Here is an 18,183-nt window from a genome sequence, read left to right on the forward strand (position 1 = left end):
CACACAACCGTCCATGATCGACGGTGGCTGCCCTCGTTCCCGCGCCGCATCACGCCACAGCTCAGCCAAGGTCAACATCCCCGGCTGGAGTACTAAAAACCATCGGTTCCCCTCGACGGAATCGTGATCTGCACGCGAGGTCGACTGTAGCGGAGAGATGCAATTGAGAGATAGCGATGGAAGTGCTGTTGGGCCGGTTGTTCCTCTCGGCCTTGACCGCCTAGGGCTTAGTCAGGCACGTTTTGCGTCATTGTGTGCCCGATCGGCTACGTCCTCACACCCGCTGCCGCAACGTCCACCACCATTGGAGCTACTCGAACACACATGCGAACCGGCCAGCTGCCACGGCTCGTAGGCGTTGGGGTGACGGGGCGTGCCTCGCTGACACTGAGCCGTTCGACGACGGATCCCCGACCGAGTGCGGCAGCAACAGCGCCGAGCAGCGAGGCGACCACCCGACCAGAGGAGGCAACGTCCTCGACGCCGATGCACCACGGAGCCGGCCGACTGGGACGTCTGACTCGTCGAAGATCCCGACACAGCTCTTAGACAGGCAGTCCGAGTTTATCGAAGAAGGCCCGGTTCCTTTCGCTTGCGGCGTTGAGGAGTCGATCGAACGAGATGACCTCGATATAGGCCTTGTAGTTCTCGTTGTAGCCAAAAAAGCCGAGCTTGTCTTGCGTCATCCTGAGCCCCATCATCCTGCAATGCTCCACCACAGAGGGAGTCAGATCTGAGATGACGTAACAGAAACCGGGGATTTGGTCAGAAGCAGGGATCGGTCGTCCTTGCGTCGTACGTACTTTCCCCTGGCGAACTTTGTCAAGGTAGCCAAGTGCCTGTGAGATGGGACCGCCGTCTTGCTTAGAGTCTGCCCTCATTGGCCGTTTAATCTCGACGACAATGATCGACGCTAGAGGCAGCTTAGTGCCTTCAGCAACTAGCATGGGAGAGTCGCAGACCTGTAGCGCAAGGAGGTCTGGCTCCTGTCGGGCTGGTGACTCGGTTATTGGGGAGGTGGCCAGCGGCTTATCGGACGCAAGGTAGTTATGAAATGCTAGACGCTCATCGATTATCCACAAGTTGCAGACGTCAAGCGGCACGTCGTCGGATGTCTTCCGCATCGGCATGATCAGGTTGTGGATGACGTCTTCTCGCACATACCTGCCATCTTGGTCCGCTGCGATCGCCTTCGCCAGCATGTCAAGAACGACTCGTCGTTTGGATACGTAGGCAGCTAGGTCTGATTTTTTTACGTCGTCTACCTTTTCAAGGTATTCGCGAAGGCGTTCCTGCTGTTCCACCGAATCGTCCAACAATTCTGCTCTCAAGACCTCTTGGCCTTCCGCCAGCAGCTCTGTCTCAAGATCCCAGAGCTGGCGGTGTAGCAGAAGTTCCAGTTCTCTTTCGGATATCTCGGGGCTAACGCACAGCTTGTCTTGATCGAGGTGACGAAGGATTGGACGATATCGAGGAGCTTTGTGATTGACGAAGTTCTCGACCCGCGCTCTCCCCGCCTGCTTGGACTCGTTAAGCAGATCGCCCAGGTATTCCTCGGCAGTACGCAGAATGGCCGCGCGAATCTCCGACATCCCTAGCTCACCGGCAAGGATCGTGCCCTCCGTATCCTCGGGTATGTCGAATCCAGTTCTCTCGGACCTGACATTTTCGTCTAGGAAATTCGAGGTGGCGTAGCAACAGTAGACAAAGGGGGTGTCGCCATCATTCAACCTGCCGTGCAGGCCTGGGATCTTGTCGGCAATCTTCTCCTCAAGCACTACCCTATTTGCGGCACACCAGTTTATTTGAGGCTCGATCCCTGCTCGTGAACGTACTTTCAGGTGCACTAGGTCGAACTTCTGCTCCTTAACGGTCAACGTTTCAGTCTGCGCGGAAGAGAGCATGTGCTCTGCGAACAAATTAGTTAGGTTGATCTGTTCATCCCCGTCAATGACAATGATGTCGGGGCATCCGCCTGGCCGAACAAAGTACCACAGGCAGTGCTCAAGCAGATTTCGTGCGATCGTCGATAGGTTTTTCGGCGATGTATCCCGATAAACTGCACGAAATCCTGAAAGTGTTACCGTCGCACCGGTTTCCCTAGAGTCAGCGGCGGCCACACTTTCGTCGGTGACCCCCTTGTCCGCAGTGAATGAGAAGGATCGCTCGAAGAAGTGTCCGGTCTTATCCAGAAATACGCTCGATACCTCGACTTTTTGGAAGGCTTTCAACCACAGCAGTCGGCCAACTCCACGACAGCCATATTCCGCCTTGTACTCACTATCGAGCGTTTCGAAAGACAACATGTTTTCGTTATGGAAACCCGCGCCATTGTCTGTCACCTTGAACGAAAGGATGGGTTCCTGGGGAGCTGGTCCGCGCTCGCCCCTGCTACCTGATTCGAAAAGGCTCAGCTGAGGCAGTCGCGTGATCTCGACGGCGATCTTGCCTGAGTCGCCTTCGGGATACGCGGCGTCGATTGACTGAATCGAGTTGACTACCGCTTCGAATAGCGGTAACAGTCCGTGACTCTTGGGCAGGGAGGTGTTGCGGAGGCGACCGGAAAGGGATGTGCTTAGAGTCATCGTTCCCCCTGCGCGACTTAGCTTGATGTCCGACTGTAATCGGTCGATGGCTGAGGGGAAACCCTGGCGCGCCTAACGCTCCCAGTCACTCAAGGCGATGGTTGCGGCCTGTTCGCCAACATGGTGCGGGACGTCCTCGTGCAGAACGCCTGCGCCTTGAGCCTCGCGGACGAGCCGGATGGCCAGCTCGAAGCCGTGTGCCAGTCGCCGCCGTGGTACCAGCAGCAGCCGCGAGCACCGACGCGGTACGAGCTGGCGGGCGAGACGGCGCCACAGAGGTGTGCCGGCCGACATGCAGGCCGCTTCGCGAAGCGGAGCGGGTTTCGGAACCAGAGCAACCCACGCTGGCGCATAGCCCTCCAGTCTGTCCTTTGGCTCAGGCTCGGCCGGCTTGAATCTCGCCCCCGCGGTCGCGGTCGACGCGCTGTCCTAGCAGGGCTTCTATGTCCTCGTCGCGTACTGGCCGCCACACGGGCAGGACAGTTGCCGCGTCTCGGCGTCGACGGTGAAGAAGACAGCAGCGATGCGCGGCGACCCGGACTCCGGCAGGAAGCGCTGGATCCAGATCGGCGGCTCAGCCTCGTCCGGAAATTAATGCTGCCAGACTAACGAAGCACAGGCTTCAGCGGCGTTGATCAGGGAGGCCCCTTCGCCCATCAGCCGGGTTGCGACTGCAACGGGTCGGTGCTGCGGAGCGGCGAACAGTTGAGTCGAGCCGCCCGGTAGCGCGCCCAGGCGGAAGTCGATACATCTAATCATCGACGATGCGCTCCCGATGGCCAGCACCGTCGAGCAACTCGTGAGGAGTCGCGGCCTCGTTGTCCTTCGGCATCTGTCCACTATGTCGCGCTCGCAGTCGGAGCAATCAAGATCCTCGGGCACAAGTTGGGCACAGGTGACTCCGACAAGGACTGTCAAATCCTGTACGGCAGCGAAAGAACCCACCGAGGTCAGGCGGCCGGTCCGCCCGGTCCGAGTGGACTCAAGGCACGCGGGACGGGTTCAGGGTTCAAGCCCCTTGGTCTCACCCTGCCACCGCGAAGGCAACCGTGGGTGCTCTGCGGGATTGGCTTCGGCGAGCCGGTTGCGGATGGCAACGGCTTCCTCGGTCGCGGCCAGTGCCTCGTCGTAGCGGCCCGCCTCACTCAACAAAGCCGCCAGGTTGTTCAGTGACGTGGCGAGGTCGGGCAGGCGGGCGGCGGGGTTGGCGTCGGCGAGCCGGCGGTAGGCGGTGATGGCTTCCTCGATTGCGGCCAGCGCCTCGTCGTGGCGGCCCAGCTCACCCAACGAGAGCCCCAGGCTGTTCAGTGACATGGCAAGGTCGGGCAGTCGTAGGCGGCGGCCACCTCGTCGAAGCTCATGGCCGACACCATCGCCGCGTACCGCAGCGCTTGGAGTTCCATGTGGCCGCCGTCGTCCGTGCGCTTGAGCTCGATGACCACGAGATGCCCGGCCTTGTCTAGGGGCGAGCAGGTCGACCCGGCGCCGGGAGTCCTCCCAGTTGCCGAACTCCTCGGCTACGACCAGAAGATCGGGGCTGAGCACGGCGATGTCGTCGCGGAGGAGTCGTTGCAGGTCCTTGCGCTCGTAGAGCCCGAGGGCGGCGAACCGGACCGCGTCGTGCCGCCGCAGGCGTCCGTCGTTGATCTCGTACAGTGGCACGCCGCCTCCTCGCCGCTTCGCCTCACCGAGAATGGTGCACTGCTAGTGCCCTGACCACTAACGTTCACCGGCCTGGGATCGTTGGCTCGCTTGGGCCTGAGTAGCCTCGGCTCGTGGAAGATCGCGAACAGTACCTGCGATATCAGCAGGACCGGACCGTGCTGGTGGCGATCGGTGCTCGTCTCGATCCCCAAGTCAGTCGGATCAGCGTGCGGTTGCCTCGGTCTCTAGCCGAGTCAGCCGTCGCCGCCTGGAATCGCGAAGAACTGGGCGGAATCGGCGAGGAGAGTCGCGAAGAGTACGAACTGCGTGACGATGCCGCCGAACTGGCCTTGATCGGTCTGGCGATCGGTGAGCGCGGCGTGCGGGATGGTGAGGACGTCGTCGTCGACCTGGATGTCGTCCAGGTCGCGGCGGCGTTGCGGGCCGCGCGATAGGTCAGGCCGCGGCAGCAAGGAGTCGTCCACCCCAGCGGATGCCTTTCTCACTGCGGATGCGGGCACGTTCACGCCCGTTGCGCGGCCAGAGCGGGGTGGCGGGCGTTGGCGTTGCGCCAGCGCAGGTAGGCCTGCAGTTTCCGGGTCAGCGCCGGGTGGTTCGGGTGGTCCGAGCCGGCGATCACGAAGGTGCGTAGCGGCCCGAACTGGGCCTCGATGGGGTTGGCCCAGGAGGCGTAGGTCGGGGTGAAGCAGAGCTCGACCTTGTTCCGGGCCGCCCATGCCCGGGTCTTCCGGCCTTTGTGTGCGGACAGGTTGTCCAGGATCACGTAGATCGGCGCCCCGTCCGGACGCGCGGCGCGGATCGACTTGAGCGCGGCGAGGGTGTTCGCGGCGCTCTTACGGCGCCGCACGACGCCCCAGAGTTGGTCGTCACCGACGGAGTAGCAGCCGTGGAACTGCCGGACCCCGTGCAGCTTGCGATAGTTCGCGGGCAGTCGATCGGGACGTCCGGCCGGCGCCCACCCCGTGCCGGCCTGCGGCCGGATCACCAGGGGACCGAACTCGTCGAACGCGAACACCCGCTGCGGGAAGTGGCTGCTCACGTACTCGATCCGGGCGAGTTTGACCTCGCGGTGCGGGTCGGTGGACTCCTTCCACGTCTTGGTCCGCTGGAAGGTGATCCGGTGCCGGTGCAGGATCTGCCTCAGCCGTTCCCGCCCAATCCGGACCCGGCGGGTGGCGTGAAGGCGCAGGTGGTCGGCGAGCTTGCGGACGCTCCACCGGGTGAACGGCCGCCCCAGCTTCTCCGGGCGGGTGTTGGCCTTCTCGACGATGAACCGCTCTTCGTCAGGACTGATCTGGCGGGGACGGCCACCCGCCCACCGAGGGTCCAGGCTGGCCATCCCCATCTCGTTGAACCGGTGGACGACCTGCCGGATCGTGTCCTCGTCGGCCTGGACCAAGCGGGCGATCGCCGGCACCGTGTTCCGCCGGCCGAGGCGAGCACGACCATCGCCCGCCGTAACCGAATCGGTGAACCGGTTCCCCGGCGGGTGATTCTGAGCAGCTGCTGACCTTCCTGGTCACTCAGCCGCACGCACGCGTACAGGATCTGCCACCTCCACAGCCTGACCGCCGCAACGCCACCCGGCCGACAGGCCAGACGGCGTGTCAGCCAACACCGTGAACGTTCATGGTCACGGCACTAGGGAGTGATGAGCGGGGCCACGCCGCCGGCTTCGGCTATCGCCGTACGAAGGCGGGTCTGAGCGTCGATGAACCATGTCACGTACTCGGGCCAGTCGTCTCCGTTGCCGATGTCACCATTCCGGTACTCCGCGATGCGGCAACCCTTCCTGTCCTGTAGCGGTTCGTACGACAGGGTGTTTCCGAACGTCGGCTCCAGCTTGGCGCGGGCGGCGGCGAAACGCGCGTCGTTGACCGCGGGATCGGGGTCCTGAAAGAAGATCTCGCTCGACAGGCCAGACCGGCCGAACGTGCACGTGTACGAGATGCCGTTCATGCCGGCGGGCAGGGACTGCCAGTTCTGCGGCGAGCCCTTGGTCGACGTCGTCCACCCGAGTTTGCGGTCATGGACCGCCTCCAGGAACCTCGTCCAGAACCCCCGGTAGGCCAATGCTCGGTCGCTTGCCGTGGTGTCACCCTTGGCGATCGCCTTGACCTTCTTGCCCCAGGCGTTCGGCTGCACGACCAGGCGCATGAGGGGCGCCGGCACCGACTCGCCGATGCGTACCGCACTGATCTCAATACCGAAGAACCGCGTGTTCTCGTCCGTACGGGTGTTGAGCCAGTCCAACGCGGCCCGATGCTCCTCGCGAAACTCGGTCGCGATCCACACCACGTTGACCGGATCCGTTCCGCCGGCGTAGGTCAGCAACTGACCCAGGTGGCCGTGGTCCGTCCTCGTCAGCTGGTTTTCGATGATCACCGTCTCGTTCGTCGCCTCATCGACGCCGATCAGGTCCAGCGAGAATCCGCCCACTGGGTGTTCCGCTGACGACAGCACTAAGAGGTCCTAACAAAATGATCTCTGGGTATTTCGTCCCTTGTAGAGGTTGATCTACGATGTTGGGCCGTGAGGCGTGGCGAGCAGCCGCCGTGGATCGTGTCGGACGGGCTGTGGCAGCGCATCGAGCCGTTGCTGCCCAAACGTGAGCGCAATCCACGGCACCCGGGACGCAAGCGGATCCCGGACCGGCAGGTGCTGTGCGGGATCTTGTTCGTGCTGCACACCGGCATCCAGTGGGAGTTCCTGCCCCAGGAGTTGGGGTTCGGGTCCGGGATGACCTGCTGGCGGCGGCTGGAGGAGTGGAACCGGGCCGGAGTGTGGCAGCGGCTGCACGAGCTGCTGCTGGCTGAACTTCAGGCAGCCGGAAAGCTCGACTGGTCCCGCGCAGTGATCGACTCCTCGCATGTACGGGCTGCCCGACGTGGCCCAAAAGCGGCCCGAGCCCGGTCGACCGCGCCCGCCGGGCTCGAAGCACCACGTCCTGACCGAGGGCGCCGGCATCCCCCTGGCCGTGTCGCTGACCGGCGGCAACCGCCACGACGTCACCGAACTGCTCCCGCTGATCGACAAGATCCCGCCCGTACGCGGGCGACGCGGCCGGCCCCGCCGACGCCCCGAACAGGTCTTCGCCGATCGTGCCTACGACCACGACAAGTACCGCCGGGCGGTGCGGGCCAAGGGCATCCGCCCGCGCATCGCCCGCCGCGGTCAACCCCACGGCTCCGGACTGGGCGTGTTCCGGTGGGTGGTTGAGCGCACGATCGCCTGGTATCACGGCATGCGACGGCTACGCATCCGCTGGGAGCGCCGCGACGACATCCACGAAGCCTTCCTCGCCCTCGCCACCTGCATCATCACGTACCGACACGTCGTACGACTTTGTTAGGACCTCTAAGTCCATGCCGAGCAGTTCGCTGAGCACATCCGCGTTCGCCAGCAACCACGGCGTGAAGGTGTGCGCCTCGTGCTTCCAAACTTTCCGCACGTCGAGTAGTTCGAGCTTGCCGAGCGTGGGCAATCCCTCGCCGGCGTCCATAGAGGTCATATCGCCGACCGTATCTGTGTGAGGCCGGTCCTGACGCCTCATGGCCACCTCTCGGCGCTGGCGTCGCAGGGTCGACCGTCACGAGGCCGCTGAAGCCCCTCGGTCCGGCATCCAGGCGAGGATGTCCAGCAGGCGTACGTCCGACAGGCGATCCGCCGCCTCGGCGACCAGTGGATCGTCGTGGTCGCGTGCGGCGGCCCGTAACAACGCGAGGCCCTCGGCGGCCCGCAGCAGATCCGTGCGGTATGCCGCCCAGTAGGCCCGCCGCGGTGGTGCGTGCCGGCTGCCTGCTTGCTGCAGTTCACGCGCCGCGACCTCGGCGGCCCGCCGGTACCGTCGCAGCAGCGCGCTGTCGAGGATGAGGAACAGGCCAGGCCGCACCAGGTGTAAGGCCTTGCTCACCTTCGCGTGCCCGAGCCCTCGCGGACGATCCTGGAAGAAGTGCTGGTACAACCGGAGCGCACAGTCGTAGTGGCCGTCGCTGAGCATCGGGTCGGCGTCGCGGAGGTGGGCGTCGAGCGGGACGTCGTCCCAGGGCGCGGTCTCGCTCAAACGGAGCAGGTGTCGCTCCTGCTCCCGGCTAATTCTGCTGCCCATGTACGGTGCGCGAGTTACCTTGATGAGCTTCGGCGTCAGCACGGGGTGCGTGCCGGCCAGCCAGTCGTAGGCGCGGACCGTGCGGGCATGCCGCTTGCAGTAGTCGACGATGACGCCGAGCGGGTCGTTCACCGGTCGACCGGCGACCTCGATCGGGGCCACTGTGGCACCTGCTTTCTGATCGCTCGGCGGAGTCTCCGCCAGTTCCCAGCCTGCTTCTGTCCAACAAACCGTGGCAACCTCCCAGGCGGCCACCGAGAGGAGCGCTCGGGTGACCACAGCCACCCGAGCGGGTCGTTCCGCGTCGGGTGTTGGTCCCGGTCTGGCCCCGGCTTTCGCCGATGGCAGCGCGCCCGCCCAGCGCATTTACTAGCATCACCATTCCTTCATCGCCCACTTGGGGGGCGCTCGGGTCGTCGGCCTCAAGGCCGGGACGAGGAGTCGACGAAGCGTATGGTGGCCAACGGCAAGAACCAGTTCGAGCGGCTGAGCGGGAGCGGGTACTACTCCGCCGTGGTCGAGGCGAACCGGGCGTACCTGGACGTCGCGGTGCCCAACCCGGCCGGCACGGAGCGGGAGTACTGGACCCTTTCCTGCCTGCCGAACACCAAGAGCAGCCCGCGCCGGCTGTCCGCAGTGTGCATGCGAACGATGGAAACTTTCGTTCTGCACCAACCGCTCGATCCGGAGAACCAGCATATGGCCGAGGGGTTCGTCGTCGTCCGGCGGTCCGTGCTCCGCCGGCACTGGCCGACCGGCCGTGCCCTGGCCCGGGAGTTTCCGGGCCTCACCGAGGAGCTGTCGGACTACCGGGACGCGGGACCGGACCAGGTTCGGGTGTGCGGCCGGTACGACCAGTTGGTTGTGGCGCTCGCCGACGAGCGCTTCGCTGCCGCAGTCCGGCACCTGACCTCCGCCCTCCTCACCGCGCGGACCATGCAGGGCACCGGGCACAGCCACCGGCTTGTCGACGAGGTGCTGGGCCGTGCGCGCCCGGCCGCTGAGTGGATCTATCCGGTGAACGACCGGACCGAGGTGTGGGGCTATGAGCAGGACGTGCTGGAGATGTTTGGGAGTCTGCCGGCCGACGGCGCGTACGACGACTGGCACCTTTCGTCCTGCTTTCATCAGATCCGGGCCGGGGACCGCATCTGGGTCTACGCCAGCACCCCGCACCGGCGGATCGTGGCCGCCGGGACCGCCTGGGCCGACCCGTACCTCCGCGCCGACGGCGACGGTTCGGAGTGGCGGCTGGAGATCCGCTGGGAGGTGCCGCTTACCCGTTTCCTGCTCAGACGCGACGTGGCCGGGACAGACGTATTGGAGAAGGTCGTGCAGGGCGTTCGCGCCGCGCAGCCGGTGGAGTCGGACCGCCTGGCCAAGATCCTGGACGAGGCCTGGGCGCCCGAACCCGAGGGACTGCCGGAGGGCCGCCGTCGGCGGCTGGCGCAGGTGACGGCCCGACAGGGACAGGCCGACTTCCGTCGCCGGCTCATCGAGGCGTACCAGGGCCGCTGTGTAATCAGCGGTTGCGGCGTGGAGGCGGCGCTGCAGGCCGCGCACATCGAGCCGTACGACGGGCCGGCCACCAACCGGGTTTCCAACGGCCTTCTACTCCGAGCGGACCTACACAACCTCTTCGACCAGGGGCTGCTCTGGATCGACGACTCGTACCGAGTCCAGGTTGCGGAAGGCCTCGACCACTACGGCGAGCTCGCCGGGGTCGAACTGCCGCCGACGGCGGATCCCGCGCACCGGCCGGACCGGCGGGCGTTGGCGGCGCACCGCCGCGACCACGGGCGATGAGTGACGATTTCCGCAGCCGACCGTTACCCGGGCGGTGCGGCCGACCGCGGGGGCGATACTTACGAGGGGGCGGGCACAGAGAACCTCCTGGTCAGGCCTGTCAGGCCATGATCGAAAGTCTCCGAGCAACCGGGGGAACCTCACATCCTGCATGCCTGAGCACCACGCACTGGCACCACTCCACAACGAGTGGATCAGAGCCTCTTTCACTGGCCGCCGACAACCCTTCTTCCGGAGATGCACTCACCCGTGTTGATCACTTTGGGCCGAAGCGGCACAATCGCAGGGTGATCGCGAGTGTATTTTTCGACGTGGGAGAGACGATCGTCGACGAGTCCCGGGAGTACGGGACCTGGGCGGACTGGCTGGGTGTACCCCGGCACACCTTCTCGGCCGTCTTCGGGGCGGTGATCGCTCGCGGCTTGGACTACCGGGAAACGTTCCAGGTTTTCCGTCCAGGCTTCGATCTGACCGAGGAGCGGGAGCGCCGCGCAGCGGCTGGTCAGCCGGAGCACTTCTCGGAGGAGAACCTGTACCCGGATGCTCGGCCGTGCCTGGCCGCGCTGCGTGAGTTCGGCGTGCAGGTGGGCCTGGCCGGTAACCAGACGGCACGGGCCGAGACGATTTTGCGCGCCTTGGACCTGCCGGTGGATGTGATCGGCACGTCGGACGGTTGGGGTGTGGAGAAGCCTTCGGCGGCGTTCTTTGAGCGCGTTGTGACGGAGGCGGGCTGTCCAGCCGATCAGGTGCTCTACGTCGGGGACCGGCTGGACAACGACATCAGGCCCGCACAAGACGCCGGGATTGCGACCGCGCTGGTCCGGCGTGGCCCGTGGGGGCACATCCTCGATGACAAGATGGTTAGCGAGCGTTGCCTGTTTCGGCTCGACTCGCTGGCTGAGCTGCCCGAGCTGGTACGCAAGCACAACGAGTCGGCGGCTTAGCGGTCGGGCAGTGCGGCTCGGCTCGCGGTGAGGGCGGCGATCCGTTCATCGAGCTGCCTGCCTTGCTGGCTGTCGCCGAGTGCCGGCCGGACGGCCCGGACACGGTCCAGGCCGGTGCCGTACCAGTCGTTGTGTAGGGCGTCCATCGCCTGGTTGAGGTAGTCGGCGGCGTGGTCTCCGTCGCCGCGGTGTGCGGACGCGAGGTCGGCGAGGATGACGCTGCGCTGCTTGGCTGCCGTGGCGGTCAGGCCGGCGAGAGCCTCGGTGAGCTGCCTGGTGGCCTCGGTGTAGTCGTCGGCCGCTAGGGCCGCGTAGCCGGCGAATGAGCGCAGACGACCGACGTCGTAGAAGTCGAGCCAATCCGGCGGGGTGGGGTTGGCCTCGATCGCGGTTGCGGCGAGGTCGATCTGGTGACGGCTAGCTGCTCCAGCGCCGGCGCGGGCTTCGACCTCTGAGGCGACGCAGTGCAGCCAGGAGCGGACGGCCGGGCTGACGCCGTGCCAGGTGTGCTGAAGCGCCGCGTCGATCAGCGGGCGGGCGGCGGAAGGGTCGTGGCTGAAGGCGGGGATGAAGGCCATGTGACCGAGGACGGCGGCGGCCAGGGCGTGGTCTCCGGCTTCCCTGGTGGCGGCGAGGGCGACGTCGTAGCAGCGCTGAGCGATGGCAGGCTGGTTGAGGTCGAAGAACGCCAGCCGCGCGGTGAGGAGCGCGGATTCTGCGAGGGCTGCAGCGAGGGTGGTGCGGCTGGTGCCGCTCGTCCCGCGGACGAGCCCGGTGCCAAGCTGAGTGTGGGCGTATGCGGCCTCGTAGAGCGACCTCGCCGGGCTGGTCCAGTACAGCGTCCGCTGGCAGCGGACGATCTGGGTGTAGGCGTCCGGGTCGATGGTCTTCGTGTCCGCATGCGCTGTCTGCGGGTCCAGCGACAGCAGCGGAGCGACCAGGGGCAGCATGCTGGCGCCGAACAGTGCGCGTAGGACGGCTGCCCGGTCCCAGCCGGCTTCGTTCTCGTCTCCGGTGAGCATGTCCCACAACCTCCTGAACTCGTGCAGTGTTTCCGCCTGCGGGCACAGCGCCAGCTCATCGGTGGTGAGGAGGCCGAGCTGGCTGGCTGGCTTGTTGAAGATGGCCACTAGGTGTTTGCGGTAGCGCGGGTCCGGCCACCGTTCGCCGGTCTCCCATCGCCGCACGGTGTTGGCGTTGAGCCCGGTGTCGCTCTCTCCAGCGAGTCTCATCCCTGCGCGAATGCGCTCGGCGACCTCCTCATACGACCAGCCCCGCTGGAGCCTCTCCCACGCAAGCCGCCGGTTGGGGGGATAGCGCCTTCCGGCCATCTGAGCACCTCCCGCCTTGCCTGTCCACGGCGGTCACGCTAGTCACCTCCGCTACGGGCCGTCATTACCTGGTCGTGAGCGGACGGCTAGTGGACGGTACCGCCGGCCTCCCGTGAACGGTTCCCTGTTGGCAAGCGTCGAAGACCGCTGCTTTGTGCGGGTCAGCTCACGGACCCATTGTCATCGACATCAGGGAATTCATGGTGGACAGATTGATCGAGTCTGGCAAGGCGGACAGGGAGTTGACCTGGCCGATTGCTGCGGTGTCCGGATGCATGTCCGTGAGGCTGATTCCTCGTCTGCCGTACCGCCAATGGGCTGCGCGGGCGAGTGACCGGCGGGTGCTCCCAGCCGCCGCCTCGCACTGGGCGGCCCCGCCGGAATTCCTGTGGGGCCGCCCAGTGCTGGCAGCCGAGGCACAAGGAGGTGCCACCGCCCTTCCCAGCGTCCCTCATTGCGGCGGTCCTGCCAGCCGGCTAGCTCCGCAGGACCGCCCGACCACCGCAAACGGTCACACCCCATCTTGAGAGGAATTGCCGCTATGACGGTAGCCACCGCCGACGTTATCAAGGTTGACCTGCCCGTGCCGTTCACCAGGACCTGGGAGCGCATCCCCGGCATTACGGTCGACGGACCGACGCTGACGATCAAGCCGGAGGAGTTCTTCTTCCGTTACGAGAACCCGAGCTGGCTGCTATGCGACTGGCAACGGGTTCGCGACGAGCTGCTTCCGGCTGTGGAGACCGGGGACCTGACGATCGAGCAGCTCGTGCTGGACTTCGTCAAGGAACACGGCTACTCCGCCACGGACCCGGCCGAGGTGCTGCGCACCGCACACGACGTGTACGCCTACATGTTCCGAGAGGAGCACCTGCAGGACCCCGGCCTGGACTTCGTGCCCGACGGGACGCTGCTGATGCTGCGCGAGTGCGGGACCCTGATGGCGCTGAACCGGGTCGAGCTGGACGGGCACATCAGCAACGTTTCCCCTGCCTGGATGCTGTGCGCCGCCGCTCAAGTGGTCTACGATCTGGACAAGGCGACCGCTGAAGTGCTCGACGAGCTGTATCACGGCACCTGGTTCAACGAGTCGCGCAGGCGCGAGAGCATCCTCGCGCACGCGGCTCTCGGCGGCAGGCTGGTCCACGCCTGCCAGGGCGCACCCAACATGTCCGGCGGCTGCGTCGTGCCCTTCGGCACCGACGTCGAAACGATGCGCCGCGAGCTGGCCGGCATGCGTGTGCCCTGGATCGAGCGAACCCTTGCCCCGCTGACCTGAGAAGAACCGGTGGCCGCGCGGCGCCTGCGCCGCTGCATCGTGTGCGCGCGGCCACCGTCACCCGAACCGGTGGCCGCGCCCAGCCGTCCGCGCCGTGCGTGGCCACCCCAGGACATCCGAGGAGTGGCAGTGGCGATTGCCAGGGACACCAGCGGCCGGGTCGTGACGGTCCGGGACATGCTCGACGGCATCAGCACCTCGCTGAAGTACACCAACTACCAGCTCGACACCGCCGGCGCCGGCCATGAGCCCCACCCGTGGAACTGGACCGAGTCCGCCGGCCACTTCCGTAGCGTGGTCACCAAGGAGGCCGAACTCGCCGAACACATCGCCCGCACCATCGACCGCTGGGCCAAGGCCAATGCCGACACCGACGCGGCGAACCTGGCAGCGATGCGGGCCGCCTCCAAGGATCTCAAGGCAGCTGCCCGAAGCCTCGTGAACCTGGGCAAGAAGATGCGCAACGTGCAGTCCTGCCTCGACGTCACCCAGTCGTAGCGCGCCATGCATACCAGCATCTCGACGGCGATCAACCGGCACGCGTGGGACCGCCAAGCCCGCCTCGCGCTGCCGGACGACCGACCAATGACTCCCGGCCGCGTCGAGTGGACGCAGTATCCCGGGCACGGTCCGGGAACAGAGCTGTTCGACGACGTCAGCGGGCTGGCTGTGGCAGAACTCGGCTGCGGCAACGGCGACAACCTCGCCCCGCTGGCGGTACGCGGCGCTACCTGCATCGGCGTGGATGTCGCACCGCTACAAATCACCCGAGCGCGCACCCGCTGGGGACACCTGCCGATCCGGTTCCAGTGCGCAGACGCGCGCGTCTTCCTCGCCCGCGCACGTCCGCTAGACATCTGCTTCTCCATCTTCGGCGCCGTGGGACTGTGTCCACCCGAGCAACTCCTGCCGCTCATCTCACGACATCTACGTCCCGGCGGGCGACTGCTGTTCTCCGTACCGGATCCGCGATGGCTCGGCCCCCGGCGGACAAGATTGCGGCTGGCTGACGGAAGCCAGGTGCCCGTAGCCCGCTGGGCGCCTGGGCCGCAGGGCTGGAAAGCCGCCGTCACCGCATCTGGGCTGCGGTGCCTGGGCGTGGACCCCATCCACACTCCCACCGGCGACGGGATCTGCTGCCTACTCGTACGCGCCCACAAGCCCGGCGAGGGGTCCAATGCCTCGCGCCGTTGACCGCAGGACATCGCAGACCCTGCCCGAACCGCCAAAAGCTCCGCTGGCTACCGCCCCGAGCGTAGCTAGCCACGACTCAGAAACCGGCAAGAAGACGTGCCAGTTGGTCCAGACCGACAGCGGCACGCAGCCGATTCTCCACCACCCCTCATCAGGAAGGATCGCAAATGTTCGATCAGGAGGAGCTGGCCCGCTATGGCTACCGGCAGGAGTTGAGCCGGCAGTTGCGGTTCCGGGACCTGTTGGCCTATGGCCTCGTCTACATGGTGCCGATCGCGCCGATGGCGATCTTTGGCAGCGTGTACGCCGGCTCCGGTGGGATGGTCGCCCTGGCCTATGCGATCGGCGTGGTGGTGCTGGTGTTCACCGCGTTCTCGTACGCGCAGATGGTGAAGGCGTTCCCCATGTCCGGCAGCGTCTACAACTACGCCGGCCGAGGCATCAGCCCACCGGTCGGGTTTCTCGCCGGCTGGGTGATCCTCCTCGACTATGTCCTCGTACCCGGGTTGCTGTATTTGGTGGCGTCGGTGGCGATGCACGCGACCGTGCCTGCGGTGCCGGTGTGGGCGTGGCTGCTCGGGTTTGTCGCGGTCAACACCGTCGTCAACTCGGTCGGGATCCGTATGACCGCAGTGGTCACCCGGGTCATGCTGGTCGGCGAGCTGATCGTCCTAGCAATCTTCATCGCCGCCGCTGGCTGGGCCCTCAGCTCGGGGAAGGGCCGGTTCAGTTGGGAGGCTTTCTACAACCCGGACACGTTCACCTGGTCCCTGGTCGCGGGCGCGGTGTCGATCGCCGTGCTTAGCTTTCTGGGCTTCGACGGCATCTCGATGTTGGCTGAGGAGGCCAAAGGTGGGGCTCGGCAGATCGGCCGAGCTATGGCCGCGGTCCTGGTGCTGGCGGGGTTGTTGTTCGTCGCGCAGACGTGGCTGGCCTCGATGCTCGTCCCCAACCCTGGGGCGTTGCTGATCGACGGTGACCCGAACGGCACTGCGTTCTACGACGCCGCCCAGATGGCCGGCGGGGGCTGGCTGGCGACCCTGTGTGCGGTGGCCACCGCGATCGCGTGGGGGTTGCCGAACTCGATGGTCGCCCAGGTCGCCACATCCCGGCTGCTGTACGCGATGGCGCGGGACCGGCAGCTGCCCGCGTTTCTGGCGAAGGTGTCGATCCGCCGCAGCGTGCCGATCAACGCCACCCTGCTCACCGGCGTCGTGTCCCTCGCCCTGGGCCTGTACATGGCGACCCGGGTGGATGGGATCACCTTGTTGTCGTCGTTGATCAACTTCGGGGCGATGGTCGCCTTCCTGGTCCTGCACGTCTCCGTGGTCGTACATCACCTCATCCGTCGGCGTAGCGGGAACTGGCGGGGGCATCTGGTGATGCCCGTGGTCGGGTTCGTGATCCTCGCCTACGTGGTGGTGAACGCGAACATCGCCGCCCAGCGCTTGGGCCTGGCTTGGCTCGCTCTCGGCGTGCTCGTGCTTGCCGGCCTGTACCTGTCGGGACGCCGGCCGGTGCTCTCTGGCTTGGCACCGGCGCAGCCGCAGCAGCGTGACGTGGAGCGGGTGTGACCGCCGTGGAGAAGATCACCTACCGTCCCGCGCGGGACGAACTGGCCTACACCTTTGGCGGGCGGATGCCGGTCGCGCACCTGCGGTCCGGGGATGTGCTTGAGGTGTTCACGGAGGACTGCTTCGGCGGCCTCGTGCGGGGGCCGGGGGACTTGCCGTCGCAGGTGTGCCGCATGCCCTATCTCAACCCTGTGTCGGGGCCGTTCTTCGTCGAGGACGCGGAGCCCGGCGACACCCTCGCCATCCACCTCATCTCGATCACCCCGGCGCGGGACTGGGGTGTGTCATCGACGTTCCCGCACTTCGGCGCGCTCACGTCGACCTCGCACACCGCGACCCTGCAGCCGCCACTGGAGGAGCGGGTGTGGGTGTACAGCATCGACCAGCAGGCCGGGACGGTGCGGTTCCAGGCCACCGAAACCGGCCACACGGTGGACCTGCCCCTGGAGGCGATGATCGGCACGATCGGTGTTGCCCCCGGTGGGTTCGAGGCCCGCCCCACGATCGTTCCGGACGCCCACGGCGGGAACCTCGACACCCCGCAGCTCCGGGCCGGGGCCACCCTGTATCTCGGCGTCAGGGTGCACGGGGCGATGCTCGCCCTCGGCGACGGCCACGCCCGCCAAGGCGACGGCGAAGCCTGCGGCGTCGGTGTCGAGATCGCCACCACCACAATCCTCGCCATCGAGGTCATCAAGGGCGTGCCGACCATGTGGCCACGTCTGGAAACCGACACGTCGATCATGTCGATCGGGTGCGCCCGCCCCCTCGAGGACGCCTACCGCATCGCGCAGCACGACATGGTCGGCTGGGTGCAGGCCCTGACCGGGCTGGAGACGCTCGACGCGTACCAGCTTGTCTCCCAGGCCGGGCGGGCGCCGATCGGCAACGTGTGCGACCCGAACTACACGGTCCTCGCCGCGGTCGACAAGGCGCTACTGCCATCGCCGGAGCCCGCCTACGGCGGGGTGCACAGCCGGCTGCGGCAGCTCGTCCCAGGGCTGGGTTAGGGGCGGCGCCATGACCGTTCCTCGACTGCCGCTGCGGGATGAGCTGTTCCTGCTCGGCCACAACGACGACACCGGCCAGCCGCACATCCACCGGCAAGCATTGGCGCTCGGGCTCGCCGGCGCCGTCCTGATCGACATCTTCCTCGCCGGACGGATCGCCCTCGACCCAAACGACGACCGCCCAGCCGGCGCACGGTGGCTGCGCCTGCACACCGACCAACCGGTCGGCGACCTGATCGCCGACACCGCCATCGCCGCCATCCGCTGCCGGCGCACCGCCCCGCCGGTGAAGGCGTTTCTGCGTGACTTCGCCGACGACCTGTACGAGCGCACCCGCGCAGGTCTCGTCGCCGCCGGGATCCTCCGCCACAGCACACGCCGACGCCTCGGCGGCCTCGCCCGCACCGATATCTACACGGCGACTGACAGCAAGTGGGCGATCATCGCCCGGGCCCGCCTGCGGTACCTCGCGCAAGGCCGCGAGCAACCCGACAACCACACCGCCGCCCTCGCCGGCCTGGTCGCCACCCTCGGCCTGACCAGCCACCTCTACCTCGACGGCGACACGGCCACCCTCACAGAACGGCTGACGGTAATCGCCGCGCAGCACCATCGATCGGTGCGGGACATCACCGCCGCCGTCGACGCCGCGATCGGCGACCTCGCCACCGCCACCTACCGATGACC

Annotated in this window: 16 protein-coding genes and 2 pseudogenes; 11 read left to right on the forward strand and 7 right to left on the reverse strand. The window is 66.4% G+C overall.

The genetic code is table 11. From position 1 onward, the window contains the following. Positions 1–545: 545 nt before the first annotated feature. The 3 genes from ACGF4F_RS25845 to ACGF4F_RS25855 form a co-directional block, all read right to left on the reverse strand. Positions 546–2,585 carry an ATP-binding protein gene (locus ACGF4F_RS25845; RefSeq protein WP_393080985.1) on the reverse strand — a complete coding sequence of 680 codons (2,040 nt, stop codon included), beginning with the start codon at positions 2,583–2,585 and terminating at the stop codon, positions 546–548. Between the two features lie 1,002 nt (positions 2,586–3,587). After that, the gene (locus ACGF4F_RS25850; protein ID WP_393080988.1) at positions 3,588–3,899 is read right to left on the reverse strand and encodes a tetratricopeptide repeat protein; all 312 of its coding nucleotides are present in this window, start codon (positions 3,897–3,899) and stop codon (positions 3,588–3,590) included. Beyond that, a complete protein-coding gene (locus tag ACGF4F_RS25855; protein ID WP_393080991.1) occupies positions 3,890–4,027 on the reverse strand; it encodes a hypothetical protein in 138 nt (45 codons plus the stop codon). The genes ACGF4F_RS25850 and ACGF4F_RS25855 overlap by 10 nt, the downstream gene beginning before the upstream one ends. On the opposite strand from ACGF4F_RS25855, the gene ACGF4F_RS25860 reads away from it, so the two are divergent. Next, entirely contained in the window at positions 4,020–4,301 is a 282-nt protein-coding gene (locus tag ACGF4F_RS25860; RefSeq protein ID WP_393080994.1) for a hypothetical protein, read from the forward strand. The genes ACGF4F_RS25855 and ACGF4F_RS25860 overlap by 8 nt on opposite strands. Before the next feature lie 59 nt (positions 4,302–4,360). Then, the gene (locus ACGF4F_RS25865) at positions 4,361–4,684 is read left to right on the forward strand and encodes a hypothetical protein (RefSeq protein WP_393080997.1); all 324 of its coding nucleotides are present in this window, start codon (positions 4,361–4,363) and stop codon (positions 4,682–4,684) included. A 1-nt stretch (position 4,685) separates the two neighbouring features. Here ACGF4F_RS25865 and ACGF4F_RS25870 read toward each other — a convergent pair. Beyond that, a pseudogene (locus ACGF4F_RS25870) lies at positions 4,686–5,805 on the reverse strand (IS630 family transposase). 86 nt (positions 5,806–5,891) lie between these two features. Next, positions 5,892–6,689, reverse strand: a complete 798-nt coding sequence (locus ACGF4F_RS25875) for a DUF4268 domain-containing protein (protein ID WP_393081000.1) — start codon at positions 6,687–6,689, stop codon at positions 5,892–5,894. Between the two features lie 93 nt (positions 6,690–6,782). Here ACGF4F_RS25875 and ACGF4F_RS25880 point away from each other — a divergent pair. Further along, a pseudogene (locus tag ACGF4F_RS25880) lies at positions 6,783–7,602 on the forward strand (IS5 family transposase). Between the two features lie 237 nt (positions 7,603–7,839). On the opposite strand, the gene ACGF4F_RS25885 reads toward ACGF4F_RS25880, so the two are convergent. Beyond that, a complete protein-coding gene (locus ACGF4F_RS25885; RefSeq protein ID WP_393081003.1) occupies positions 7,840–8,520 on the reverse strand; it encodes a hypothetical protein in 681 nt (226 codons plus the stop codon). A 291-nt stretch (positions 8,521–8,811) separates the two neighbouring features. On the opposite strand from ACGF4F_RS25885, the gene ACGF4F_RS25890 reads away from it, so the two are divergent. Both ACGF4F_RS25890 and ACGF4F_RS25895 read left to right on the forward strand, forming a co-directional pair. Then, positions 8,812–10,164, forward strand: a complete 1,353-nt coding sequence (locus ACGF4F_RS25890; RefSeq protein ID WP_393081006.1) for an HNH endonuclease — start codon at positions 8,812–8,814, stop codon at positions 10,162–10,164. A 287-nt stretch (positions 10,165–10,451) separates the two neighbouring features. Next, complete coding sequence (locus ACGF4F_RS25895; protein WP_393081009.1) at positions 10,452–11,108, forward strand: HAD family hydrolase; 657 nt, start codon at positions 10,452–10,454, stop codon at positions 11,106–11,108. Here the strand turns inward: ACGF4F_RS25895 and ACGF4F_RS25900 are convergent. After that, positions 11,105–12,340, reverse strand: coding sequence for an XRE family transcriptional regulator (locus ACGF4F_RS25900; RefSeq protein WP_393081012.1), 1,236 nt, complete (start codon positions 12,338–12,340; stop codon positions 11,105–11,107). The genes ACGF4F_RS25895 and ACGF4F_RS25900 overlap by 4 nt on opposite strands. A 640-nt stretch (positions 12,341–12,980) precedes the next feature. On the opposite strand from ACGF4F_RS25900, the gene ACGF4F_RS25905 reads away from it, so the two are divergent. From ACGF4F_RS25905 to ACGF4F_RS25930, 6 genes are all read left to right on the forward strand, one after another. Then, positions 12,981–13,718 carry a hypothetical protein gene (locus tag ACGF4F_RS25905; protein ID WP_393081015.1) on the forward strand — a complete coding sequence of 246 codons (738 nt, stop codon included), beginning with the start codon at positions 12,981–12,983 and terminating at the stop codon, positions 13,716–13,718. A 129-nt stretch (positions 13,719–13,847) separates the two neighbouring features. Beyond that, a complete protein-coding gene (locus tag ACGF4F_RS25910; RefSeq protein WP_393081018.1) occupies positions 13,848–14,216 on the forward strand; it encodes a hypothetical protein in 369 nt (122 codons plus the stop codon). Positions 14,217–14,222: 6 nt separating this feature from the next. Further along, positions 14,223–14,912: a class I SAM-dependent methyltransferase gene (locus ACGF4F_RS25915; protein ID WP_393081021.1), complete on the forward strand. Its 690-nt coding sequence runs from the start codon at positions 14,223–14,225 to the stop codon at positions 14,910–14,912. A 167-nt stretch (positions 14,913–15,079) separates the two neighbouring features. Then, entirely contained in the window at positions 15,080–16,486 is a 1,407-nt protein-coding gene (locus tag ACGF4F_RS25920) for an APC family permease (RefSeq protein ID WP_393081024.1), read from the forward strand. Positions 16,487–16,551: 65 nt separating this feature from the next. Continuing rightward, entirely contained in the window at positions 16,552–17,496 is a 945-nt protein-coding gene (locus ACGF4F_RS25925) for an acetamidase/formamidase family protein (protein WP_393081419.1), read from the forward strand. A gap of 10 nt (positions 17,497–17,506) precedes the next feature. Beyond that, on the forward strand, positions 17,507–18,181 hold the full coding sequence (locus ACGF4F_RS25930) for a GPP34 family phosphoprotein (RefSeq protein ID WP_393081027.1): 675 nt from the start codon (positions 17,507–17,509) through the stop codon (positions 18,179–18,181). Positions 18,182–18,183 lie beyond the last annotated feature (2 nt).

This window comes from Micromonospora sp. NPDC047740, assembly GCF_043204735.1.
Taxonomy (GTDB): domain Bacteria; phylum Actinomycetota; class Actinomycetes; order Mycobacteriales; family Micromonosporaceae; genus Micromonospora.

Bases quoted from the DNA above. Each gene is read 5' to 3' on its own strand.
- ACGF4F_RS25925 (WP_393081419.1), top strand. From the start codon at position 16,552: ATGCCGGTCGCGCACCTGCGGTCCGGGGATGTGCTTGAGGTGTTCACG.
- ACGF4F_RS25845 (WP_393080985.1), bottom strand. From the start codon at position 2,585: ATGACTCTAAGCACATCCCTTTCCGGTCGCCTCCGCAACACCTCCCTG.
- ACGF4F_RS25900 (WP_393081012.1), bottom strand. From the start codon at position 12,340: ATGAGACTCGCTGGAGAGAGCGACACCGGGCTCAACGCCAACACCGTG.
- ACGF4F_RS25915 (WP_393081021.1), top strand. From the start codon at position 14,223: ATGCATACCAGCATCTCGACGGCGATCAACCGGCACGCGTGGGACCGC.
- ACGF4F_RS25930 (WP_393081027.1), top strand. From the start codon at position 17,507: ATGACCGTTCCTCGACTGCCGCTGCGGGATGAGCTGTTCCTGCTCGGC.
- ACGF4F_RS25920 (WP_393081024.1), top strand. From the start codon at position 15,080: ATGTTCGATCAGGAGGAGCTGGCCCGCTATGGCTACCGGCAGGAGTTG.
- ACGF4F_RS25850 (WP_393080988.1), bottom strand. From the start codon at position 3,899: ATGTCACTGAACAGCCTGGGGCTCTCGTTGGGTGAGCTGGGCCGCCAC.
- ACGF4F_RS25890 (WP_393081006.1), top strand. From the start codon at position 8,812: ATGGTGGCCAACGGCAAGAACCAGTTCGAGCGGCTGAGCGGGAGCGGG.
- ACGF4F_RS25905 (WP_393081015.1), top strand. From the start codon at position 12,981: ATGACGGTAGCCACCGCCGACGTTATCAAGGTTGACCTGCCCGTGCCG.
- ACGF4F_RS25860 (WP_393080994.1), top strand. From the start codon at position 4,020: ATGACCACGAGATGCCCGGCCTTGTCTAGGGGCGAGCAGGTCGACCCG.